The sequence below is a fragment of the Streptomyces sp. GbtcB6 genome (assembly GCF_019091475.1).
GTDB lineage: Bacteria > Actinomycetota > Actinomycetes > Streptomycetales > Streptomycetaceae > Streptomyces > Streptomyces hyaluromycini.
Map to the genome: position 1 here is coordinate 148,975 of NZ_JAGXJL010000017.1, position 20,945 is coordinate 169,919.

General features: G+C 68.6%; 19 protein-coding genes and 2 pseudogenes. 18 read left to right on the forward strand and 3 right to left on the reverse strand.

Annotation, left to right across the window (positions count from 1 at the left end; translation table 11 throughout):
- The first annotated feature begins 87 nt into the window (after positions 1 to 87).
- Both KVT45_RS27815 and KVT45_RS27820 read left to right on the forward strand, forming a co-directional pair.
- Entirely contained in the window at positions 88 to 753 is a 666-nt protein-coding gene (locus tag KVT45_RS27815) for a nitroreductase (RefSeq protein ID WP_217551903.1), read from the forward strand.
- Positions 754 to 799: 46 nt separating this feature from the next.
- Positions 800 to 937 (forward strand): annotated as a pseudogene (locus KVT45_RS27820) (transposase); the annotation flags it as partial.
- A gap of 4 nt (positions 938 to 941) precedes the next feature.
- On the opposite strand, the gene KVT45_RS27825 reads toward KVT45_RS27820, so the two are convergent.
- Genes KVT45_RS27825 through KVT45_RS27835 form a run of 3 tightly spaced genes read right to left on the reverse strand, consistent with a single transcriptional unit; the run spans position 942 to position 4,875 of the window.
- Positions 942 to 1,736, reverse strand: a complete 795-nt coding sequence (locus KVT45_RS27825) for a ferritin-like domain-containing protein (RefSeq protein ID WP_217551836.1) — start codon at positions 1,734 to 1,736, stop codon at positions 942 to 944.
- Positions 1,736 to 4,051 carry an HAD-IB family hydrolase gene (locus tag KVT45_RS27830; RefSeq protein WP_217551837.1) on the reverse strand — a complete coding sequence of 772 codons (2,316 nt, stop codon included), beginning with the start codon at positions 4,049 to 4,051 and terminating at the stop codon, positions 1,736 to 1,738. The genes KVT45_RS27825 and KVT45_RS27830 overlap by 1 nt, the downstream gene beginning before the upstream one ends.
- Positions 4,048 to 4,875, reverse strand: a complete 828-nt coding sequence (locus tag KVT45_RS27835; RefSeq protein WP_217551838.1) for a hypothetical protein — start codon at positions 4,873 to 4,875, stop codon at positions 4,048 to 4,050. The genes KVT45_RS27830 and KVT45_RS27835 overlap by 4 nt, the downstream gene beginning before the upstream one ends.
- A gap of 504 nt (positions 4,876 to 5,379) precedes the next feature.
- Here KVT45_RS27835 and KVT45_RS27840 point away from each other — a divergent pair.
- The 16 genes and pseudogenes from KVT45_RS27840 to KVT45_RS27910 all read left to right on the forward strand — a co-directional run bounded on the left by KVT45_RS27840 (position 5,380) and on the right by KVT45_RS27910 (position 20,903).
- Entirely contained in the window at positions 5,380 to 6,159 is a 780-nt protein-coding gene (locus KVT45_RS27840; protein ID WP_217551839.1) for an SDR family oxidoreductase, read from the forward strand.
- A 51-nt stretch (positions 6,160 to 6,210) separates the two neighbouring features.
- Positions 6,211 to 6,921 carry a lysophospholipid acyltransferase family protein gene (locus tag KVT45_RS27845; protein WP_308310877.1) on the forward strand — a complete coding sequence of 237 codons (711 nt, stop codon included), beginning with the start codon at positions 6,211 to 6,213 and terminating at the stop codon, positions 6,919 to 6,921.
- Positions 6,918 to 8,618, forward strand: coding sequence for an FAD-binding oxidoreductase (locus KVT45_RS27850; protein WP_217551841.1), 1,701 nt, complete (start codon positions 6,918 to 6,920; stop codon positions 8,616 to 8,618). The genes KVT45_RS27845 and KVT45_RS27850 overlap by 4 nt, the downstream gene beginning before the upstream one ends.
- Before the next feature lie 115 nt (positions 8,619 to 8,733).
- Positions 8,734 to 9,030 (forward strand): WhiB family transcriptional regulator, encoded by a 297-nt coding sequence (locus KVT45_RS27855; RefSeq protein WP_217551842.1) that lies wholly within the window; start codon positions 8,734 to 8,736, stop codon positions 9,028 to 9,030.
- A 198-nt stretch (positions 9,031 to 9,228) separates the two neighbouring features.
- The gene (locus tag KVT45_RS27860; RefSeq protein WP_217551843.1) at positions 9,229 to 10,854 is read left to right on the forward strand and encodes a cytochrome b N-terminal domain-containing protein; all 1,626 of its coding nucleotides are present in this window, start codon (positions 9,229 to 9,231) and stop codon (positions 10,852 to 10,854) included.
- Between the two features lie 297 nt (positions 10,855 to 11,151).
- Positions 11,152 to 11,634: an HAD-IA family hydrolase gene (locus KVT45_RS27865; RefSeq protein ID WP_308310878.1), complete on the forward strand. Its 483-nt coding sequence runs from the start codon at positions 11,152 to 11,154 to the stop codon at positions 11,632 to 11,634.
- Positions 11,635 to 12,254: 620 nt separating this feature from the next.
- Complete coding sequence (locus KVT45_RS27870; protein ID WP_217551844.1) at positions 12,255 to 12,686, forward strand: GntR family transcriptional regulator; 432 nt, start codon at positions 12,255 to 12,257, stop codon at positions 12,684 to 12,686.
- The gene (locus KVT45_RS27875; protein WP_217551845.1) at positions 12,683 to 13,594 is read left to right on the forward strand and encodes an ABC transporter ATP-binding protein; all 912 of its coding nucleotides are present in this window, start codon (positions 12,683 to 12,685) and stop codon (positions 13,592 to 13,594) included. Before KVT45_RS27870 ends, KVT45_RS27875 begins: the two co-directional genes overlap by 4 nt.
- A complete protein-coding gene (locus tag KVT45_RS27880; RefSeq protein WP_217551846.1) occupies positions 13,591 to 14,547 on the forward strand; it encodes a transporter in 957 nt (318 codons plus the stop codon). Before KVT45_RS27875 ends, KVT45_RS27880 begins: the two co-directional genes overlap by 4 nt.
- 94 nt (positions 14,548 to 14,641) lie before the next feature.
- Complete coding sequence (locus KVT45_RS27885; RefSeq protein WP_217551847.1) at positions 14,642 to 15,025, forward strand: hypothetical protein; 384 nt, start codon at positions 14,642 to 14,644, stop codon at positions 15,023 to 15,025.
- Between the two features lie 18 nt (positions 15,026 to 15,043).
- Positions 15,044 to 16,192 carry an acyltransferase gene (locus tag KVT45_RS27890; protein WP_217551848.1) on the forward strand — a complete coding sequence of 383 codons (1,149 nt, stop codon included), beginning with the start codon at positions 15,044 to 15,046 and terminating at the stop codon, positions 16,190 to 16,192.
- Between the two features lie 30 nt (positions 16,193 to 16,222).
- A complete protein-coding gene (locus KVT45_RS27895; protein ID WP_217551849.1) occupies positions 16,223 to 17,002 on the forward strand; it encodes a polysaccharide deacetylase family protein in 780 nt (259 codons plus the stop codon).
- 204 nt (positions 17,003 to 17,206) lie between these two features.
- Entirely contained in the window at positions 17,207 to 17,614 is a 408-nt protein-coding gene (locus tag KVT45_RS27900; protein WP_217551850.1) for a CoA-binding protein, read from the forward strand.
- 30 nt (positions 17,615 to 17,644) lie between these two features.
- Positions 17,645 to 17,728, forward strand: a pseudogene (locus KVT45_RS56565) (CoA-binding protein); the annotation flags it as partial.
- A gap of 238 nt (positions 17,729 to 17,966) precedes the next feature.
- Positions 17,967 to 19,604, forward strand: coding sequence for an APC family permease (locus tag KVT45_RS27905; protein ID WP_302832558.1), 1,638 nt, complete (start codon positions 17,967 to 17,969; stop codon positions 19,602 to 19,604).
- Between the two features lie 75 nt (positions 19,605 to 19,679).
- Positions 19,680 to 20,903: a 4-hydroxybenzoate 3-monooxygenase gene (locus KVT45_RS27910; RefSeq protein ID WP_217551851.1), complete on the forward strand. Its 1,224-nt coding sequence runs from the start codon at positions 19,680 to 19,682 to the stop codon at positions 20,901 to 20,903.
- Positions 20,904 to 20,945: the final 42 nt, after the last annotated feature.

Genomic DNA, 20,945 nt, shown 5'->3' on the forward strand with positions numbered 1-20,945 from the left:
TGCCATTTGGTGAATATTGTTACGTTCTGCGATCCACCGGCTGTCAAGAGGGGAGGCATGGAGAGCGGATAAGGGAGGTTGATGATCTTGGACGTCTACGAGGCAGTCACAAGCCGACGAGCGGTACGTGGATTCATCGACCGGCCCGTCTCCAGGGAGGTACTGGAACGGGTGCTGTCCGCCGCGGCCTGGGCGCCGTCCGGGTCGAACCTCCAGCCCTGGCACGTCTACGTGCTGACCGGCCGACCACTGAGCGAACTCAAGGAGCTCGCCGGCGGGCGCGTGGCCGCATCCGATCCCTGGGACGAGCGGGAGTACGAGATGTACCCGGATGCACTCCACTCCCCGTACCGCGAGCGCCGATCCGCCTTCGGCGCGGAGCGCTACAGCGCACTCGGCATCGCGCGCGAGGACTGGGAGGCACGTCAGAGGGCCGCTTCCGCGAACTGGAACTGCTTCGGCGCGCCCGCCGCCCTGTTCTGCTACATCGACCGAGGTCTGGGCCGGCCCCAGTGGTCCGACGTAGGCATGTATCTACAGACCGTGATGCTGCTGCTCCGCGCCGAAGGCCTGCACAGCTGCCCGCAGATGGCGTGGTCGGTGTATCGCAAGACCGTCGCGGAGGTCCTGTCACCCCCGGACGACCTCATCCTCTTCTGCGGCATGTCGATCGGATTCGAAGACGCCGCGGTGCCCTACACCCGTACAGGCCGAGCACCGCTCGACGAGACGGTCACGTTCGTCGATGACTAGGGCCTGGCGTTTGGATCATGCCGGCGTCGCGGGCCACGGCCGCTGCCCCGGTGAGTCGAAGACCGACGCCCGCGACGCGTTCGTCATCGCCGACGGCGCCCGCGCCATGGCGCACACCCTTGGCGGACCGGCATCGGGCGACGAGACCGTTGCCGAGCTGAACATGCTCCTGGGCTTCGACGACAGCTTCAGGAAGCGATGCCCCGCTTGTCCATGGCGTCCTCGACTATGCGCAGCCCGTCCATGCCCGGCAGCTTCGCGATGTGCGAGTCGACGTCGCGGATGAGTCTGCGGCCCTCGGAGCCCGCGAAGAGGTGAGTCATGACGTGCGTGACCTCGGCGTCGGGCATGACGCCCGAGCCGACCGGGCCCCAGGACCTTTCGAGCGCGAACCGGGCGATCACGCGGGCCTTCTTGCTGGCCGCGAGCCGGTCACGCGCCTGCGATGCGTAGAACGCGACGTGCTTCGTCTCCTGCCGCGCGATCCGCCTCAGCAGCGGTACCAGCACGGGGTGACTCTCCAGCGCCGCGAGCCGGTGGTACGCCGCTGTCGCCGACCACTCGTTCGCCGCACCCCACGCCATGTGGACGGCGACGAAGTCGTTTCCGACCAGCCGGCCTATCGCCGTCAGCTTCACCGGCGCCAAGCGGTCTCTCCAGCCGAGCTTCAGACGGGTCGCCTTGAGCTCGTCGAAGTCGACTCGGAGGCCGTGGCGCTCCAGCACGGCCGCGAGCGCTTCGCCGTGCCAGAACTCCTCGCGGTTCCACATCGTCATGAAAGCGCCCACCGCGGGCTCGTTGTGAGACGGGGTCGTCAGCAGGTTACGCATGTAGCAGACCGTGTGGTACTCGATGTCGCACATGTAGCGCAGCGTGCGCAACGTCTCCTCGGGCAGCGGGTTGCGCTCGAACTCGTCGAAGTCGAGGTCGGCCCACTGCACGCCGGTGGAGTTCTTCGTGTACTTGTCCATGTCGAAAGCCATCAGTCACTCTTCTCGTCAGTGCGCGCCGGAATCGTCGCCCGTGCCGCGATGACGTCGCGGCGCACACCCGAACCGCCGCTCTTCCAGCGGTGGATGTTCCAGCTCCTCCTGTGCGACTCGCGCGCCAGTCCGGCGTCGGGGTTGATCGCCGAGGGCTTGCCCAGCAGCGACAGCCACGGCAGGTCGGAGTGGCTGTCGCCGTAGCCGTAGGAGGCCGCGAGGTCGTAGCCGCCCTCCTCGGCGTACCGCTGGAGCCATGCGGCCCTCGCCTCGTCGACGAGCGGCGGCTTCGCGAGGTAGCCGGTGAGCACACCGTCCTTCACGTGCATGGAACTTCCGACGACCTCGTCGAACAGGTCGGCGAGCGGAGCGGCGAGAAGGCCGATGGAGCCGGTGACCAGGACGGTGCGGTGACCCGCCGCACGGTGCTCGCGGATGCGGGCCAGGGCGTCCGCGCTCGTGTGCCGCAGCATCGTGTCGGCGTAGCCGCGCCGCACGACCTCCTCAAGACGGGTGATGGGCATACCGCGGTAGCGGCGCAGGAACGCACGGATGAACTCGCCGCGGTCACGCTTCTCGGTGCGGAGGTAGCCGGGCAGCGAGGCGAGCAGGTCCGCCGCCTCCTTCGGCCAGGCCGCCTTGCGGAAACCCGAGGTACGCACCCAGAGGTACTGCTCGACGATGTTGGAGTCGACGACGGTCCGTTCGAGGTCGAAGACCGCGAGTACGTCGGTACGCTGCGGCAGTTCGCGCCTCGGGCGGGCGTTCGCCGGCCGGGCGGCCGCGGCCTTCCGGCGACGGTAGGCCGCTGTCAGCTCGCTGATGGCGGGGAGATGCACCTTCTGCAGGTACTCCTCCCAGTCGATCCGCTCCACATCGAAGCCACGGTCCTCACGCTCCTCGGCCGGAAGCGCGTTGTTCAGCGCGCGGGCGTTGCGGTCGTCGAAGATGATCTCGGTCTGCGCATACGCGCGGTAGAGGTCGGTGAAGTTGCTGAGGGTGGCGATGCCGGCGCGCAGCCTGGCGTTCTCGGTCGCGAGAGCGCGCTTGCGCCCGTCGTTCGGCATCAGCCGCAGAGCGGCGTCCCGCAGGTCGGCCTTCCTCTTCGCGAGCAGAAGACCTCGGTTGAACCTGCGCTCGCCCGAGAACTTCCAGGTCGGTACTTCGACGAATCCGTCGCCCTTGGGCAGCGGGTGCCGGGTGTAGTAGTCGCGTACGTTCTCGTACATGCGGTGGAAAGGCAGCGGGTTCGACGCGCCCGAGGCGATGTGGAAGTACTTCGGCTCGTCGACGGGGGTCGGGTCGGCCGCCGCGGCGAGGATGGCGTTGACGACGAAGTCGACGGGGATCACATCGAGGATCGAGTCGGGCAGCCCCGGGAAGTCCGGCAGCTGGCCGCGGCCGTAGGCGAAGATCAGCGGATCAGCGACCTTGAAGCCGTCGATCCAGCCGGGGAACGGATGCTGGAGGGCGCTCTCGATGATCGAGGGCCGGACCACCGAAAGCCGGTGTCCGACCTCGCCCCAGAGGTCTTCCGCGGCACGTTCGGCGAGCGCCTTCGTCAGCGTGTAGACGTCGGTCCACCCCAGACTCTGCGCGCGCCTGCGGCCGGCGGCGACGAGTTGGGAACGCACCCACTCGCGCCGCGCGTCCTCGCTCGCGCGGGCCGCCGCGATCGGGCCCTCCTTGCCGTGGCTGGCACGGGCGCGGGACATGAACCGCTCGAGCATCGCCGGCTCCCGCGAGGTGAGTTCGGTGCGCTCGTGGGTCCGTGTCGCCAGGGTCCACTCGGTGTGCCAGTCGACGTCGTGCTCGAGCTTGGCCTCGGGCACCACACCGCGACGCAGTCCCCCGACGTAGCAGGTCGACACGTGGACGACGTGCGGGTCGGATCCGGAGGCGAGCAGGGCCTCGTAGAGGCTCACGGTGCCGTTGACGTTCGTGTCGAACGCCTCGTGGATGGGCGGGTCGAACGAGACGGTCGACGCCGAGTGGATGACGACGTCGAGGTGGGAAGGCAGCTCGGGAATGCCGGTCATGCTGCCGTCGAGCACGGTGATCCGCTCACGGACGACGCGCTCGGCCTCTTCGGCCCCCACAGCGTCCCGCCAGCGCTCGAACACGGGTTTGCGCAGCAGCTGCTGGAGCCGGTCCTGCCCGGTCTGGCTGCCCTTCCCGCGTACGAGGAGCGAGATGTGGGTGGCGGGGTGATCGGTGAGCAGCCGTTCAAGCACGGCCTGTCCGACGAAGCCGGTCGCGCCGGTCAGCAGGACGTGCGCGGTGCCGAGTTCGGTCTTCGCGTTGTGCGGTTTCACGGAAGGAGCCTCGATTCCACGGTGGCTGCGACACCGGGACGGATGCCGGGGAGCGCGGCGACCCTCGCGCGGATACGGCCTGCCTCGGCCCGTCCGCTCTGGTCGCCGAAGACATGGCGTTCGAAGAAGGCACGCTCGTGACTTGAGCGGTCGACCGAGCCGAGCGGCCAGGCGGCGTGCCGGAGGGCGCGACGGGTGAGGCGCTGGGCGCGGGCCGAGCGTCCAAGTCGCCGCTCCGCCTCCTCGGCGAGGAAGCGGATGTGGCGATGCTTGATCTCCACCACGGGGTTGATGACCGACGCCATCGCGGGGGACGCGCCGGCCAGACGCCGGTAGGCCGCCTGCGTGATCCATTCGTCCACGAGGACCGTCGTCACGTGTTCGGCGACGATCTGCGTACCGGTGATGTTGGCGATGAGGGAGCGAAGGAGCGGGCCACGGCGCTCGCGGCGCTCCGCCAGTACCCACCGTGCCGGACCGGCGCTCGACGGCAGGTCGCGGGTGGCGGGCGAAGCGTCCAGGACGGCGTCGAGGGTGTCGGCGATCCAGAACCTCTCGAACATCCATGTGGTGAGGAACGCGGTGACCCGGGCGTCCTGGTGGGTCGCCGTGACGAGGAGGTCGCGTACGCGGTGCAGCGTCGCGCGTTCCAGGTCGCGCAGCGCGCGGACGAGCCGGACGGATTCGGCGTCGAGCGGCTCTTCGGTGAGCGGCCCGAGGTCGAGCGTTCCGCGGTGGTTGCCGTGTGCCGTACGCGCGAACTCACGTACGTCGAAGCCCGCTGTCTCGGGCGGCGCGGTCGTCGTCTCGTTGTCTGAGTTCATGCACGGACTTTCTGGGCGGGAGCGGGGGTGTCTCTGAAGAAGCCCCGGAGCGCGCGAAAAGCCGTCGGGGGCCGCCACGTGAGACCGGGCAACCGGCGTATGTGTGACACATGGCTTGGTTGCGCATGGAGGCGGACGGTGCGGCTGACGGGATGTTCCGGAGCAGACCGGCCGACCATGGCGGCCGGACCGCAACCGGGGCGTTGAGCGATTCCTGAGTCCGCATGAGCGTGTGCGGAAGCTCGTGTCACAAGACGGATGTGTGCCCGGTCTAACGGAATGAGCCGCGAACGAAAGGTGTGTCATGCGCGAGGACTCAGCCGTCGGCTGCCGCACGACCGTAGCGATTCACCTGGGCCGGGCTCGTCGGACATCGCATACGGAAGCCTTTTCGGACCTTCAAGTTCCCATGCGGAAGCGGGTTGTCGACCAGGTGGCTCGGAAGGCCTGCGAGCGGGGAGCGCGGATGTCGGGTGGACGGCATGTGAAACCGTGCTGAGCCGTATGCGGGTCGCACTGGTCACCGGTGCCACGTCGGGTATCGGCGCAGCGTTCGCCCGCGCTCTGGCAGACCGCGGATGGGACCTTGTCCTGGTGGCGCGCGACAGGGAGCGGCTCGGCCGGATGGCGGTCGAACTCGAATCCCGGGGCCGTGCTGTGGAGGTGCTGCCCGCCGACCTGTCCGATCGTGCCGACGTCGACCGTGTCGCCGCCCGGCTGGAGGACCCCGCCCGTCCGGTGGACATGCTCGTGAACAACGCCGGTTTCGGCATGCACGCACCGATCACCTCGGCCGACATCGCCCCGCACGACCGGGCGATCGAGGTCATGGGGCGTGCGGTGCTGGTGCTCGCCGGCGCCGCCGGACGGGCCATGCGCGAACGCGGGCACGGTGCGATCGTCAATGTGTCGAGCACGGCCGGGTTCGTCACCATGGGGAGTTATTCGGCCGTCAAGGCCTTCGTGACCTCGCTCACCGAGGCACTGGCGAACGAGCTCCATGGCACGGGCGTCACCGTGACGGCGCTCTGTCCGGGCTGGGTCCGCACGGAATTCCACACGCGGGCCGGAATCCGGTCGTCGAGCATTCCGAACTTCCTCTGGCTCGACGCCCGGCGACTCGTCGAGACGAGTCTGCGCGACGTGCGCCGCGGACGGGTGATCTCCCTGCCGAGCTTCCGGTACCGGCTGCTCATCTGGTTCACACGTCATCTTCCGCGCCGCACGGTGCGGTGGATCTCGCGACGGATCTCGTCCAGCCGCAACGGCAGTCTCACTCACTGAAAGAATCAGTGCGGGCGAGCCCGCACGGGAAGGAAGCGGATGCCTGCGACGGTGCGCGACCGTTTCACGTCACGCTCTCACGCTGCGGCGCGTTTCGTCGCGGAGCGGGGGCTGCTGAAGCCCGTCGTCTGGAGCGTGACCAGCGTCACGGTACTTGGGCGCGAGCGCTTGGCGAACGTCGAGGACGCATATGCCGTCGTCGCCAATCACACCTCGCACCTCGACACGCCACTCATCATGGGCGCGCTGCCCCGCCGGCTGGCGCGCTACCTCGCGGTGGGAGCCGCCGCCGACTACTTCTTCGACGTGTGGCGGCGGCGCGGCCTCACGGCTCTCTTCTTCAACGCCTTCCCGGTCGACCGCACCGGAAGGAACACGCGCAGAGTGAGCGCCAAGGCCCTGCTGAACCGGGGAGTGCCGCTCCTGATCTATCCCGAAGGCACCCGCTCGCGTGACGGATCGCTCGGGGCTTTCAAGCCGGGGGCGGCGGCGCTCGCCTCGTCGGCCGAGGTGCCGGTGCTCCCCGTCGCCGTCATCGGCGCGCATGCGGCACATCCTCGCGGATCGAACTGGCCGAAACCGGGCCGCCTGCCGGTCGGGGTCGTCTTCGGCGAACCGCTCACTGCCCAACCCGGCGAGTTGCGGAGCGAGTTCACCGAGCGCATCCGCTCGGCGATCGCCGCCCTGGCCGAGGAGCACTCCGACCGCATCCTCGGCGCGGATGCCACCTCACGTCGTGTACTCGAAGGAGACCGTTCATGACCGAACCCACCCGCCGCACCGACGCGGTGCACACCGGTGCGGTGAAACACATGAAGTGGTGGGGCTGGGGTGTGGACGGTGTCGGCTTCCGGCACGAGGACAAACCTGGCTTCGCGCCGTTCGTGCAGAAGGCCATCGGTCTCGATCTCTGGGCGGCCGAGCGCACCGAACAGTCCGACTTCTCGCAGCTGAAGGTGGAGCCCTCGACGGCACCCGAGGAGTTCGTGACGGCTCTGAGCGGCATCGTGGGAGCCGGGTACACCGCCGTCGACGACCTGTCCCGGGTCGTCCACACGTACGGCAAGAGCCTGCGTGACCTGGTCCGCATCCGGACCGGCGAGATCGCGCGCACTCCCGATGTGGTCGTCTACCCGGCCGACGAGGCGGAGGTGCGACGTGTCGTCGACACGGCCGTCGAGGCGGACGCCGTGATCATCCCTTTCGGGGGCGGCAGCAATATCGCGGGCAGCCTTGAACCGCACCCGGACGAGTCACGGGTGGTCGTCTCACTCGACCTCGGCCGCCTCGACCGGGTGCTGGAGATCGACGCCGACTCCGGCCTGGCGCGCATCCAGGCCGGGGCGCTGGGCCCCGGTCTCGAGGCCCAACTCAACCGGGACGGCTGGACGATGGGACACTTTCCCGACTCGTTCACCCACTCGACACTCGGCGGGTGGGTCGCCACGCGCTCGTCCGGCATGCAGTCGGACAAGTACGGCGACATCGCGGACATCGTCAAGGGGCTGCGTGTCGTACGGGCCGGCGGGGTCCTCGTGATCCGTGCCGTTCCGAGCGCGTCGACCGGGCCGAGCGTGCGGGAGATGGTGGTGGGCTCGGAGGGGCGGCTCGGCGTCATCACCGAGGTCACGGCGCAGGTGCACCGGCTCCCCGAGAAGCGGGCCATCTACGCCTACTTCTTCAAGAACCTCGATCACGGCCTCGCCGCGATGCAGGAGATCGCCGAGAGCGATGTCTCGCCCTCGGTCACCCGTATCTCGGACGCGCACGAGACGGGCTTCTCCCTGGCGACGAGCAAGGAGTCGAAGGGCATTCAGAAGAAGGTACAGGCCGGCCTCATGGCGTATCTCAGGAGACGTGGCTGGAACCTCGACGAGATGTGCCTCTCCTTCATCGGCTTCGAGGGCGGCGCGGCGCACGCGAAACGGCAGAAGTCGCTCGTCGACCGGATGGTGCGCAGGCATCAGGGCATCGGCGTCGGCAAGGGACCCGGTGCGCTCTACGACCAGAAGAAGTTCGACACGCCGTACATCCGCGACTTCCTGCTCGACCGCGGTGCCGCCGGCGACGTGAGCGAGACCGCCGGTCCGTGGTCGAAGCTGCGTGGCATCCACGCGGCGGTCTACGAGGCGGCCGACCGCGCCTACGAGAAGATCGGCCACAAGGGCTGGACCATGTCGCACCTGTCGCACTCGTACCACTCGGGAGCCTGCCTCTACTTCACTTTCGCCTTCGCGTTCGGCGACGATCCGCTCGGCGAGTACGACACCGTCAAGCGCGCCATCCAGCAGGCGTTCGTCGACGCCGGCGGCACGATCTCGCACCACCACGGGGTGGGCCTGGAGCACGCGCCGTGGTTGGCGGAGGACATCTCGACGCAGGGCGTCGCGATCATGTCGGGCCTCCTCGACGCCGCCGACCCTGGCCGCAACTTCAACCCGCGCAAGATCGTGGTCTGAGCGCGGCGGTCCGCGGACCCGCGCGCGTGGCCGGTGCGCGGACACGGAGACGAGAAACCGTGACCGCATTCCAGGTCCTCGTGTCGAGCGACGAATCCCGGAGATTTTCATTGCCATGGCTACGGAACAACGCGACCACGCAACGCATTGGCGCGAACAGGGAGCCTGCGTGCGCATCGACCCCGACCTGTTCTTCCCCATAGGAGACGGCGTCCTGACGCACGTTCAGACCGCCGAGGCCAAGGCCGTCTGCCGCCGTTGCCCGGTCATGGAGCAGTGTCTCGACTGGGCCATGCGGGTCGGGCAGGTGGAGGGCATCTGGGGTGGAAAGACGGAGAGCGAACGCCGCCTTGCCGCCGTGCGTGTCACATCCGTGCCTCCTGCCCGGTCATATGGGTGGCGGCAGTCATGAGCCTGCTCGCCCAAGGAGTGCGGCCACCAGGAAGACCTTGCGCAGGACGCCAGAAAGGCTGACGTCTCAGTTTTCCTACACGCACGCAGAACACGGATGGAAACAGAATTGGCGCCCCGCCCGCCAGGTCAGGAAACGTGGAATCCGTAAGGCCAAGAGCGTCCCTTTTCGGGCCGGATGAGGAATGGTTGCAGGGGCATGGACGATCAGAGTCGAAAAAAGGAAGCAGGCGAAGGAGGCGGCGGGGAGAGGATTGCCCGCTGGGCAGACGAGCGCCTGGGCCCGTACAGCCTGATCCGGGCCAAAGCGCGTAGAGCTTTCCCGGACCACTGGTCTTTCCTGTTGGGCGAGATCTGTCTGTACAGTTTCATCGTCATTGTCGTGACAGGAGTCTATCTGACCCTGTACTTCCATCCGTCGATGAAAGAGGTGCAGTACCACGGCAGTTACCTGCCGTTGCGGGGGCAGGAGGTGTCGGAGGCGTTCGACTCGACCATGCACCTCTCCTTCGACGTCCGGGGCGGCCTGTTGATCCGACAGGCCCATCACTGGGCGGCCCTGGTGTTCATCGGGGCCATGCTGGTCCACATGCTGCGCGTGTTCTTCACCGGCGCCTTCCGCAAGCCCCGCGAATTCCAGTGGCTGTTCGGGTTCCTGCTGCTGGTCCTCGGAATGTTCGGAGGGCTGACCGGATACGACCTGCCGGATGACCTGCTCTCCGGAACCGGGCTCGCCGTCGTGAACGGAACGATCCTTTCCATACCGATCGTCGGAACCTACCTCTCGATGTTTCTCTTCGGAGGCGAGTTCCCGGGCGGTGAACTGGTGGCGCGCTTCAACGCAATCCATGTTCTGATCATCCCTGCCCTCATGGTGGGACTGCTCGTCGCCCATCTGCTCCTTCTGCTCCACCACAGGCACACGCAGTATCCAGGCCCGGGACGGAGCAACAGGAATGTCGTGGGCCTACCGCTCAAGGTGCGGGCGGTGAAGTCCGCGGGCCTCTTCTTGCTGGTCGCCGGTGCCATCCTCGCCATCGCCGCAGTCGCGCAGATCAATCCCATCTGGCTGTACGGCCCCTACCGTGCCGACCAGGTCTCGGCCGGATCGCAGCCCGACTGGTACATGGGCGTGGCGGACGGACTGCTGCGCGTCATGCCAGGCTGGGAAATCGACTTCTGGGGCCACACTCTTGCACTGGACAACCTGATTCCGCTGGCGGCAGGCGTCGGCCTCTTCCTGGTCATGGGCGCGTATCCGTTTATCGAGTCCTGGGTGACTGGGGACGATCGCGAGCAGCACCTTCTGGACAGACCGCGCAACCGCCCCGTGCGAACTGCACTCGGTGTCGCATGGATCGGCTTCTATCTGGTGTCGCTCATCGGCGCCGCGAACGACATCATCGCCACCCGCTTCCATGTCTCCGTCGAATCAGTGACATGGGCGGTCCGTATCGGCCTCTTCGTCGTGCCTCTCGCGGCGTACGCCGTGGCGAAGCGCTGTGCCCTCGGTCTGCAGCGCGGAGATCGCGACAAGGTACTGCACGGCCGAGAGACCGGCGTCCTCAAGCGCTTGCCGCACGGCGAGTTCGTCGAGGTGCACGAGCCGCTCGGCCAGGAGGAACTCAACCTCCTTACCCAGCATGAGCAATACGCGCCGATCGCCCCCGGCTCGAACGGCGACGCGGGGGGACCGGGCGCCGGCACCAGCCTTGCCGGGCGCCTGCGTGTCCGAGTCAGCCGCGCCCTCTACGGCGAAGGCTCGCAGATCCCCAAGCCGACCGCGCAGGAGTACCGGGAGATCGCCGACAGGCACCTGCGCTGAACAGTGCGGCCACCAGTACCTCACCGACATCGCCGGCGCGGTCACCTGGAAGGCCCGCCATCACAAGCACCACTCCACGGTCCATCCAACGACATGAGTCAACCTGCTGGTGCAGGAGAGAGGTTCGTAAGACTGTGCCGAGGACATGTCTCATAGTCGACTTCGGCGGTGTCCTCACGACACCGCTCGATGATGCGGTGCGTAACTTCGAAGCCCGTGAGGGTCTTTCCGAGGGAGCGGTGGAGCAGGCCTGGTTCCGGGACCCGGCGATGGTCGAGTTCACTCACGACCTCGAACGTGGCGGGGCCACTCAGTTCGACTGGAACCGTCGCATGGGCCGAGGCGCTGGGTATCGACAGCACCGACCTTCTGGGCCGGATCTTCGCGGATTCCCGGCTCGATGAATCCATGGTGTCGGTAGTGGCTCGGGCGCGCGCCTCCGGACTGAGGACCGGCCTGTTGTCCAACAGCATGGGCCTGGCGCCGTGGAACATGTATCGCGGCTTCGACATCGACGCGGCCTTCGACGCGGCGCTCATTTCCGAGCAGCACGGACTGCGCAAACCGGAGCCGGCTGTGTACGAGCTCATTCTCAAGATGCTCGAAGTGTCCGGCGAGGAATGCGTCTTCGTCGATGACAACGCGGAGAACCTGCCGCCCGCCGAGGCGCTGGGCATGGCCACTGTCCTGCACCGCGGCGTGGAGCACACCACGACGCGGCTCGAGGCGCTGCTGGGCGTCGGCCTCGGGCCGAGGTCCGTAAGCCTGGAGACTGCTTGACGGCGGAAGCGGCGACGCCGCGAGCCACCTCGCCGCAGCCCGCCGCCCGGCGCTGAGCGAGTCCCGTGCGTAGGCAGTCGTTCGCGGGCGAACCACGTGGTGGTCGCCCCGCACCGCGATGAGGTGTCCGATTCCCGCCGGTCTTGGTCAACCCGGTCCTGACCGGCTGACGAGCGGCAGTCGACCGTCTTGGCCCCGGCCCCGGCACGACACGCCCAACCGGGCTGCGGAACGCTCAGCAGGTTTCTGACGCCGGTCGTCATTCCGCGGCACGGCCGGAAGGACTCCCTGCGCAACGTCCGGACGGCGTTGTCGTCGGACAGGCTGACGGCACGGCATGGCGCGCGACGCGCCGAAGTCCGGCTCAGAGACCAGAGGCTGACCGAATCGCCTTCGGGTTGTAGCTGCCGGACGTGATCTTCACCGTCGGGCCGTCCGCGAAGAGGACGGCCCAGCGCCACGCGTGGGCTCCCGGCCCTCATGTCCCACCTGTGCGGCATGACCCGACGGCGGTGCCCCCTCGTGCTCGCGCGCTCATGGGTGTTTGACAGCTCCGTCACCTATCCACCATGCTTCCATTAATTCATTAGTACAAGCATGGTGGAACCGAGGAAGGCGACGTGATCGACTACCGGATCGACCGTGGCAGCGGCGTGCCGGCCTACGTGCAGATCATCGAGCAGACCGAACGGGCGCTCCGGATGGGTTTTCTGAAGGTCGGGGACAAGCTGCCCACGGCCAAGGAAGTGGTGGCGGCGACGGCCATCAACCCCAACACCGTGCTCCGGGCCTACCGCGACCTGGAGCAGGCCGGCCTGGTCGAACTGCGCCGCGGACTCGGAACCTTCGTGACGCGATCACTCGCCCGGCCCGGCGCGGAGGACGACTCGCCGCTGCGCCGGGAGGTCACCGACTGGGTGGCACGCGCACGGGCCGCGGGCCTGGAGCGGGCCGATGTCCTCGCCATGGTCACCGCGGTCCTGGACGCCTACGACGACGAGCACGACAGCCGCACCCCGGGCGACCGGGAACGGAAGAAGGAGGACGTATGACCGGGCCTGACGCGCCGGCCGCGCTGTGCGCCACGGGACTCGGATTCCGGTACCGGAGGCGGGGCGACTGGGCCCTGCGGGACTGCGAGTTCACCGTGCCCGGCGGTCGCATCGCCGCCCTCGTCGGACGCAACGGCGCCGGCAAGAGCACCCTCCTGCACCTGGCCGGCGGCCTGCTGCGGGCCGACTCCGGGGAACTGCGTGCACAGGGCGCCGTACCCGGTACGTCCGAGGCCCGCGCCCGGGTCGCCCTGCTGACCCAGGACAAGCCGCTCTACCCCCGCTTCACCGTGGCGGACACCCTGCTGATGGGCGCGAAGCTGAACTCCTCGTGGGACCGGACGGCGGCCGAGCGGATCGTCCGCGAGGGCGGTATCCCGCTCGGCGCCCGCGTCGGCGAGCTGTCCCCCGGGCGGCGCACCCGCGTCGCGCTCGCCCTGGCGCTGGGCAAGCGGCCCGAACTCCTGCTTCTCGACGAGCCGTTGGCCGACCTCGATCCCGTGGCCCGAGGCGAGATCATGGCGGAGCTCATGGCCGAGGCCGCCGAGCGCGGCACGAGCATCGTGCTGTCCTCGCACGTCCTGCCCGAGTTGGAGGAGACCTGCGACTGGGTGCTGGTACTGCGCGACGGCCGCGCCGAGTTGAGCGAGGACGCCGAGGCACTGCGCGAGAGTCACGCCGTACTGACCGGACCCGCCGACCGGGCTAACACCCTGACCGGACAGCACACCGTCGTACAGCGCCGTACCGCCGGCAGACAGCTGACCGCCCTGATACGGCAGCAGGGACCACTGCGCGGCGACTGGCATGTCGAACGACCCAGGCTGGAGGACGTCCTGGTCGGCTATCTCCAGGCCGGTGAGCCGGGGCACCCCGCCTCGGGCGAGCGGACGGAGGCGGCGGCGTGAGAGGCTCCCTCTGGCTCGCCTGGCGCCAGCAGCGCGTACCGGCCGGCATCGGTGCGGCCGCCCTGGTCCTGGCCGCGGCCATCGCCGCCTACTGCCGCTCGGGCATGCTGGACGCCCTGCACAGCGGGCTGTTCGACCACTGCGCCACCGGGCCGCTGTTCTGCACCCGGTCCGACACCGGCCAGCTCCTCCTGCTGGACGTCGCGCCGCTGAAGTACCTCGGGGCGCTGAACATCGCCCTGCCCGTCGTCATCGGGGTCTTCTGGGGCACCCCGCTGCTGGGCCGCGACCGGGAACTGGGCACCCACCGCGTGGTCCTCGCCCAGGGCGTGAGCCGCGGTCAGTGGTTCGCCTCCCGGTTCGCCCTGGCCGCGGCGACCACCACCGTCCTCTCCGGCCTGCTCGCGGCAGTGTTCGCGTGGTGGTGGCGGCCGGCCGCCGACCGGAGCTACGGCCTGTTCTGGTACGACGACACCGCCCTGAGCGGCTCGGGCCCCCGCGTCGTCGCGGCCGCCCTGTTCGGCCTGGCGGCCGGCACCCTGCTCGGTCTGCTGGTCCGCAGGGTCCTGGCGGCGATGGGCCTGACCCTGCTGGTGACGGGGGTGATGACGCTCCTGCTGGAGTGGACCCACTGGGCCCGGCTGCTGGTCCCGCCGCACACCTACGTCAGTGCCGGCATCATCCCCAAAGCGCCGATGGGCGAGAAGTGGTCGACCGGCGACTACGGCCTGATCACCGCCTCCGGCCGCCACGACTCCGTGTTCAACTGCCCCTTCCCGTCAGGCGCCCAGCTCAAGGAGTGCATGACGGCGCACGGGTACGTCGCCCGTTTCTACGAAGCCAACCCGGCCGGTGACTACTGGGCCTTCCAGTGGACCGACACCGCCGTCCTCGGCGGCCTGGCCGTCCTGCTCACGGCCGCCACCGTGCTGCTCCTGCGCCGCCGCGTCTGACCACGGCGTCCGCATCGAGGCACATCCGCTTCACCACGTCATCGCCTTCATCCCCCACCGGGATCCCCCTCTTCTGCACGGAGGTTGCTTCATCATGCCCGCCGACGCCAAGTCGCCGAAGAAACTGCGCAGCAACCGCGCCGCCCTCACCCACAAGACCGGTTACGCCCTGCGCCACCCCGGCCGCGTCGGCTACTACCGGGCCGTGATGGCCTCGGACACCCGCCGCAGCCCGGAGGCCGCGGTCGGCAGTCAGACCCACGACCGCTGGCTGGCGCTCGGGCAGATGCAGTTCGACCACCTCGTCGAACACGGGCTGCGCCCCGAAGTGCGCGAGGACTTCTCCTACCGCACCGAGACCCTCCTGGACCTGGCACAGCGGCACGGCCTGCACACGCGGTTCATGGAGGACTGGGAGAAGCGCCCGCACGGCCGGTCGAGGATACGTGTCAGCCGCTCGCCCCTGCCCACCGCCTGAGACGGCCCTGGCTCCGACATGCCGTCCGACATACCGTCCGCCGAACCTCACAGCGGGCAGTCGCGCCTCACCGCGATAGACGGGCTCCGCCTGGTGGCAGCGATGATGGTGGCCGCCTACCACTTCCTGGGCACGCCCACCCCGCACTTCTGGGGCAGGGCCGAGCTCCGGGACTCCGCCCCGCTCCTGCACGAGATCAGCCGCTACGGCTGGCTCGGCGTCGAGTTCTTCTTCCTCATCAGCGGATTCGTGATCTGCATGAGCTGCTGGGGGCGCACTCCCGCACAGTTCGCCGTCTCCCGGATCTCACGGCTCTTCCCGGCCTACTGGTGCGCGGTACTCCTGGTCGTCCTGCTCGTCCTGGTCTCGCGGCTGGGCCATCGGCCCGCCGCCACCCGCATCGACCCCCGTACGGTCCTGGGGAACCTGACGATGGCCCCGGGACCGCTGGGCCTCGATCCGGTCGACGGAGTCAGCTGGACGCTCTGGGTGGAGGCGCGTTTCTACCTGCTGATGGCCGCGTTGCTGGTCTTCGGCCTGTCCTACCGGAGGGTGGTGGCGTTCTGCGGAGTCTGGCTCCTGGCCGGTGTCATCGTCTTTGAACTCCACTCACCGCTGCTCGACGAGTTCGTACTGACCCGGTACACCGGCCTCTTCGTCGCCGGGATCGTGCTCCACCTCATGCACAGGTTCGGACAGAACCTCCTGCTCTGGCTGCTGCTCGGCTTCGCCTGGTGCTACCAACTCACCGTGCTCGAACTGCGGGTGGCCGACCACGCGGCCGTGCCCCCTGGCGAGGGCCGGCCCTCCTGGGCCGTCTGCGCGGTCGTACTCACCCTCTGCCTAGGGCTGCTGGCCCTCGCCGGAATCGGCCCGCTCGCCGGACTGCGATGGCGTTGGCCGGTGACCGCCGGGGCGCTCACCTACCCCTTCTACCTCGTCCACCAGAGCCTCGGCATTCCCCTGGCCAAAGGCCTGATCCGGGCGTTCCCGGGGCTGGGGCCACTGCCCTCGATGGCACTGTCCGTCATCTGCATGCTGGGGCTGTCCCTGCTCGTCCACACCCTGGTGGAACGTCGGCTCGGCCGCCTCCTGAGACATCACCTGACGCTCGACACACACCTGCGGGACCTCACCGCGAAGCCGGCTCTCACCCGCACGCGGTGACCCCGGAACTCCACCGAAGAAAGGGCTCGCATGCTCTTCAGCTCGCGTACCAGACGATCACGCATACTCATCGCCGTCGCGACAGCGGCGGCCGCCGTCCTGGCCGTCGCCGTGACTCTGGCCCTGACGGTCACCACCTACGACCACACCTCGCCACGCGCCGCCCGCGCCAAGGCATCGGGATCGGTGTCCGGAAGCGTCGACTGCCGCAAGGCGAAGTGCGTGGCCCTCAGCTTCGACGGCGGCCCCAGCCCGACGACCCCCAGGCTGCTGGACATCCTCAAGCAGCGGGGTCTGCACGCCACGTTCTTCGTGCAGGGCAAGGGCCATATCTCGAAATACCCCGACATCCTCCGGCGCATCGCGGAAGAGGGGAACGAGATCGGCAATCACACCTGGAATCACAAGAGGTTGACGGACCTCGACGAGGACGACGCCCGTCAGGAGCTGGCCCGGACGCAGGACGCCATCGAGAGGATCACCGGCGTCAAGCCCGTCCTGATGCGTCCGCCGGAGGGCCGTACCAGCCGCAAAGTGGCCAAGGTCTGCCGGGAGCTGGGGCTGGCCCAGGTGCTGTGGAGCGTCACCGCCAAGGACTACGAGACGACCGACTCGGCCCTGATCACCAGGCGGGTGCTCGACCAGACCCACCGCGACGGCATCATCCTGCTGCACGACCTGCACAAGGGGACCGTGCCCGCCGTCCCGGGGATCCTCAAGGCGCTCAAGCAGCGCGGGTACACCATCGTCACGGTGTCCCAGCTCCTCGCCCCCGCCAAGCCACAGCCGGGGATGGTCTACCGGCCCTGACCGACCGAGACGGGCACACGCCGCCGCGCGTCGAATCGCGACGCCTCGGCCAGGGGGCGGGACCGCCGGGGAGCACCGCGAAGGTGAGCCCGGCGTCGCCGTCGGAGCCGGCCCGGACGTCCCGTCACGGCCGAGAGGAATCGCCACGGTCCACCGGCTGTTGTCGGGCGCACAGTCTCTGCATCGACCTCAAGGAGCCCTAGCGTGTACGCCGACGAAGGTACAGTCCGCAAGATCCTCACCGAGCTCGGCGACACCTGGGCGGTCGTCGGCCTGTCGACGAACCAGCGGCGTCCGGCATACGGCGTCGCCGCGGTGCTCCAGCGCTTCGGCAAGCGCATCGTGCCGGTGCACCCGAAGGCCGAGACGGTCCACGGCGAGGTGGGGTACCCCTCGCTTGACGCGATCCCCTTCGAAATCGATGTTGTCGATGTTTTCGTCAACAGCGGCCTCGCCGGCGCCGTCGCCGACGAGGCCGTCTCCATCGGAGCCAAGGCCGTCTGGTTCCAGCTCGGCGTGATCGACGAGGCCGCGTACGAGCGCACCCGCGACGCCGGCCTCGCCATGGTCATGGACCGCTGCCCGGCCATCGAGATCCCTCTGCTCGGCTGATCAGCCCAGCTCACCGGCCCACCTCCACACGAGGCGGCGTACGAGCGGGCGGGGGCCGCCGGTCTTGACATGGTCATCGATCGCTGCCCGGCCATCGAAATCCCCCGCCCAGGCCAGATCCGAGGCAGATTTGAGGAAAATCTGAGCTTGCCTGTCTCACCCTCTTCTCACATATCGCCACTGAATACGGACATTCCGTGACCCGCACTGACCAGTGCAAAAGCTTTGGCCAAGACAAGAAAGATCGAGGGTCAAATCTTCGGAAACACTCTTCACTGCCTGCGGCGTGCGCCCTTAAGTTGTGCCCTCTTGCTCGTTAAATCTGCGTTCAGAAACTGAGAGGCCACTTGACATGGTGAGTGTCGAGAAAGCCGCGACGGAGGACATCACACCTTCGGGCGGTCTGAGGCGGGACGTCGGGCTCATCGGCCTGATGTGGGCCTCTGTGGGCTCGATCATCGGCTCCGGATGGCTGTACGGCGCCGAGAAGGCGGTCGGCGTGGCCGGCCCCGCGGCGATCATCTCGTGGGTGATCGGCGCGATCGCGATCGTGCTCCTGGCACTGGTGCACGCCGAGCTCGGCGGCATGTTCCCGGTGGCGGGCGGCACGGCCCGCTACCCGCACTACGCGTTCGGCGGCCTGGCCGGCATGTCCTTCGGCTGGTTCTCCTGGCTCCAGGCCGCGACCGTGGCCCCGATCGAGGTCGAGGCCATGATCGGTTACGCCGGTCACTGGAAGTGGGCCCAGCACCTCCAGCACGCCGACGGCACCCTGACCGCGAGCGGCCTGCTGGCGGCTGTCGTGCTCATGGCACTGTTCGTCGGCGTCAACTTCTTCGGCGTCCGGGTGCTCGCGCACACCAACAGCGCCGCGACCTGGTGGAAGATCGCCGTGCCGCTGGCCGCGATCTTCATCATCGCGATCGGCAACTTCCACCCGGGCAACTTCCACTCGGAGGGCTTCGCGCCCTTCGGCGCCAAGGGTGTACTGACCGCGATCAGCACCAGCGGCATCATCTTCGCGCTGCTCGGCTTCGAGCAGGCCATCCAGCTGGCCGGCGAGAGCCGCAACCCGAAGAAGGACCTGCCGCGCGCCACGCTCGGCTCGGTCGCGATCGGCGCCGTCATCTACGTCCTGCTCCAGGTCGTGTTCATCGCCGCGCTGCCGCACAGCACCTTCGCGCGCGGCTGGGGCCACCTCGCGTACGAGGGCATCAGCGGCCCGTGGGCCGGCCTCGCCACCCTGGTGGGCCTCGGCTGGCTGGCCTGGGTCCTCTACCTGGACGCGATCATCTCCCCCGGCGGCACCGGCCTCATCTACACCACCGCCACCTCCCGCGTCTCCTACGGTCTGGCGAAGAACGGCTACGCGCCGAAGATCTTCGCCCGGACCGACGCCCGCGGTGTGCCGTGGTTCGGTCTCATCATGTCCTTCGTGACCGGCGTGATCTGCTTCCTGCCGTTCCCGAGCTGGCAGCAGTTGGTCGGCTTCATCACCTCGGCGAGCGTGCTGATGTACGCCGGCGCCCCGCTGGCGTACGGCGTCTTCAGCGACAAGCTGCCGCAGCGGGAGCGCCCGTACCGGCTGCCCTTCGGCAAGGTGATCTCCCCGCTGTCCTTCGTGGTCGCCAACCTGATCATCTACTGGTCCGGCTGGGACATCCTGTGGCGGCTCGGCCTCGCGATCATCCTCGGCTACCTGCTGCTCGGCGGCTACGCCTTCTACGCCCACAGCAGGAACCTGCCGGACGCGCCCCGGCTGGACTTCCGGGCCGCGCAGTGGCTGCCCGTCTACCTGATCGGCATGGGCCTGATCTCCTGGCAGGGCAGCTTCGGCGGCCAGGGTCACATCGCGCTGTGGTGGGACATCGTGGTCATCGCCGTCTTCTCGATCGGCATCTACTACTGGGCCAAGGCGACCGCCTCCACGGCCCAGGACATCGAGCGCAGCATCGACGAGGTCGTGGTCACGGACGCCCCGGCGCACTGACTTCTCCTCCTCACCTGCGTCCCGTCAGCCACGGCGGCACTGCCGTGGCTGACGGGACACCGTCATAATGCGGGGGTGACTCACCCCTCCCCCCACATCAACTCCCCTTCCGAAGAACGCCGTACGGTCGTCATCGTGGGCGCCGGGCCCGCCGGGCTGACCGTCGGCAACATCCTGCGGGCCGCCGACGTCGACTGTGTGGTCCTGGAGACCGAGAGCAGGCAGTTCATCGAGACCCGGCCACGGGCCGGGGTCATCGAGGAATGGGCGGTGCGCGGGCTCCGGCAACGCGGCCTGGCCGACGGCCTGGTGGCCCGGGCGCAGCTGCACAGCGAGTGCGAGTTCCGGTTCGGCGGCGACCGGTTCCGGTTCGACTACAGCGAACTGACGGACCATCACCACTACGTCTATCCGCAGCCGTTGCTGGTGACGGACCTGGTACGGGAGTACGTCGACGTGCGCGGCGGGGACATCAGGTTCGGGGTGCGGGACGTCACGTTGCACGACCTGGAGACGGACCGGCCCGCCGTGTCGTACCTCGACCCCGGGACCGGCGAACGGCACCTTCTGCACTGCGAGTTCATGGCGGGCTGCGACGGGGCACGCGGGGTGACCCGGGATGCGATACCGGACGGACGGGTACGGATCGCCCGGCAGGACTACGGCATAGCGTGGCTGGCCCTGCTCGCCGAGGCGCCGCCCTCCTCGGACTGTGTGGTGTTCGGCGTCCATCCGAACGGTTTCGCCGGGCACATGGCACGCAGCCCCGAGATCACCCGCTACTACCTGCAGTGCCCGCCGGGCGACGATCCGGAGAACTGGTCGCACGACCGGGTCTGGGACGAGCTGCGCGAACGTCTCGGCGCGGCCGGGGCGCCGCCGCTCACCGAGGGGCGGCTGATCGAGAAGCGCCTGCTGGACATGCACGACTACGTGGTCGAACCGATGGTGTTCGGCCGCCTCTTCCTGGCCGGTGACGCCGGGCACCTGACCGCCCCGATCGCCGCCAAGGGCATGAACCTCGCCCTGCACGACGCCTTCCTGCTGGGCGACGCGCTCACCGCGCACGTCACGAAGGGCGACGGCACCGGCCTGGAGGGCTACTCCCACGCCTGCCTGCGCCGGGTCTGGGACTACCAGGAGTTCTCGCAGTTCCTGTCCGGCATCTACCACGGCACGGCCTCCGGCGATCCGTTCCTCGCGGGCACCAGCCTGGCCCGGTTGCGCAGGCTGTTCACCTCGCGCGCGGCGGCGACGGCCTTCGCCGAGCAGTACCTCGGTTCGGCCACGGCCTACTGAGCACCACGCGGGGACGGCCGCCAGGTGGATGCCGGCGGCGAT

What these genes read in the sequence shown, in the direction of transcription:
- KVT45_RS27850 (WP_217551841.1), top strand. Translation starts at nt 6,918, where the DNA reads ATGACCGAACCCACCCGCCGCACCGACGCGGTGCACACCGGTGCGGTG.
- KVT45_RS27835 (WP_217551838.1), bottom strand. Translation starts at nt 4,875, where the DNA reads ATGAACTCAGACAACGAGACGACGACCGCGCCGCCCGAGACAGCGGGC.
- KVT45_RS27855 (WP_217551842.1), top strand. Translation starts at nt 8,734, where the DNA reads ATGGCTACGGAACAACGCGACCACGCAACGCATTGGCGCGAACAGGGA.
- KVT45_RS27885 (WP_217551847.1), top strand. Translation starts at nt 14,642, where the DNA reads ATGCCCGCCGACGCCAAGTCGCCGAAGAAACTGCGCAGCAACCGCGCC.
- KVT45_RS27905 (WP_302832558.1), top strand. Translation starts at nt 17,967, where the DNA reads ATGGTGAGTGTCGAGAAAGCCGCGACGGAGGACATCACACCTTCGGGC.
- KVT45_RS27875 (WP_217551845.1), top strand. Translation starts at nt 12,683, where the DNA reads ATGACCGGGCCTGACGCGCCGGCCGCGCTGTGCGCCACGGGACTCGGA.
- KVT45_RS27860 (WP_217551843.1), top strand. Translation starts at nt 9,229, where the DNA reads ATGGACGATCAGAGTCGAAAAAAGGAAGCAGGCGAAGGAGGCGGCGGG.
- KVT45_RS27840 (WP_217551839.1), top strand. Translation starts at nt 5,380, where the DNA reads ATGCGGGTCGCACTGGTCACCGGTGCCACGTCGGGTATCGGCGCAGCG.
- KVT45_RS27825 (WP_217551836.1), bottom strand. Translation starts at nt 1,736, where the DNA reads ATGGCTTTCGACATGGACAAGTACACGAAGAACTCCACCGGCGTGCAG.
- KVT45_RS27890 (WP_217551848.1), top strand. Translation starts at nt 15,044, where the DNA reads ATGCCGTCCGACATACCGTCCGCCGAACCTCACAGCGGGCAGTCGCGC.
- KVT45_RS27895 (WP_217551849.1), top strand. Translation starts at nt 16,223, where the DNA reads ATGCTCTTCAGCTCGCGTACCAGACGATCACGCATACTCATCGCCGTC.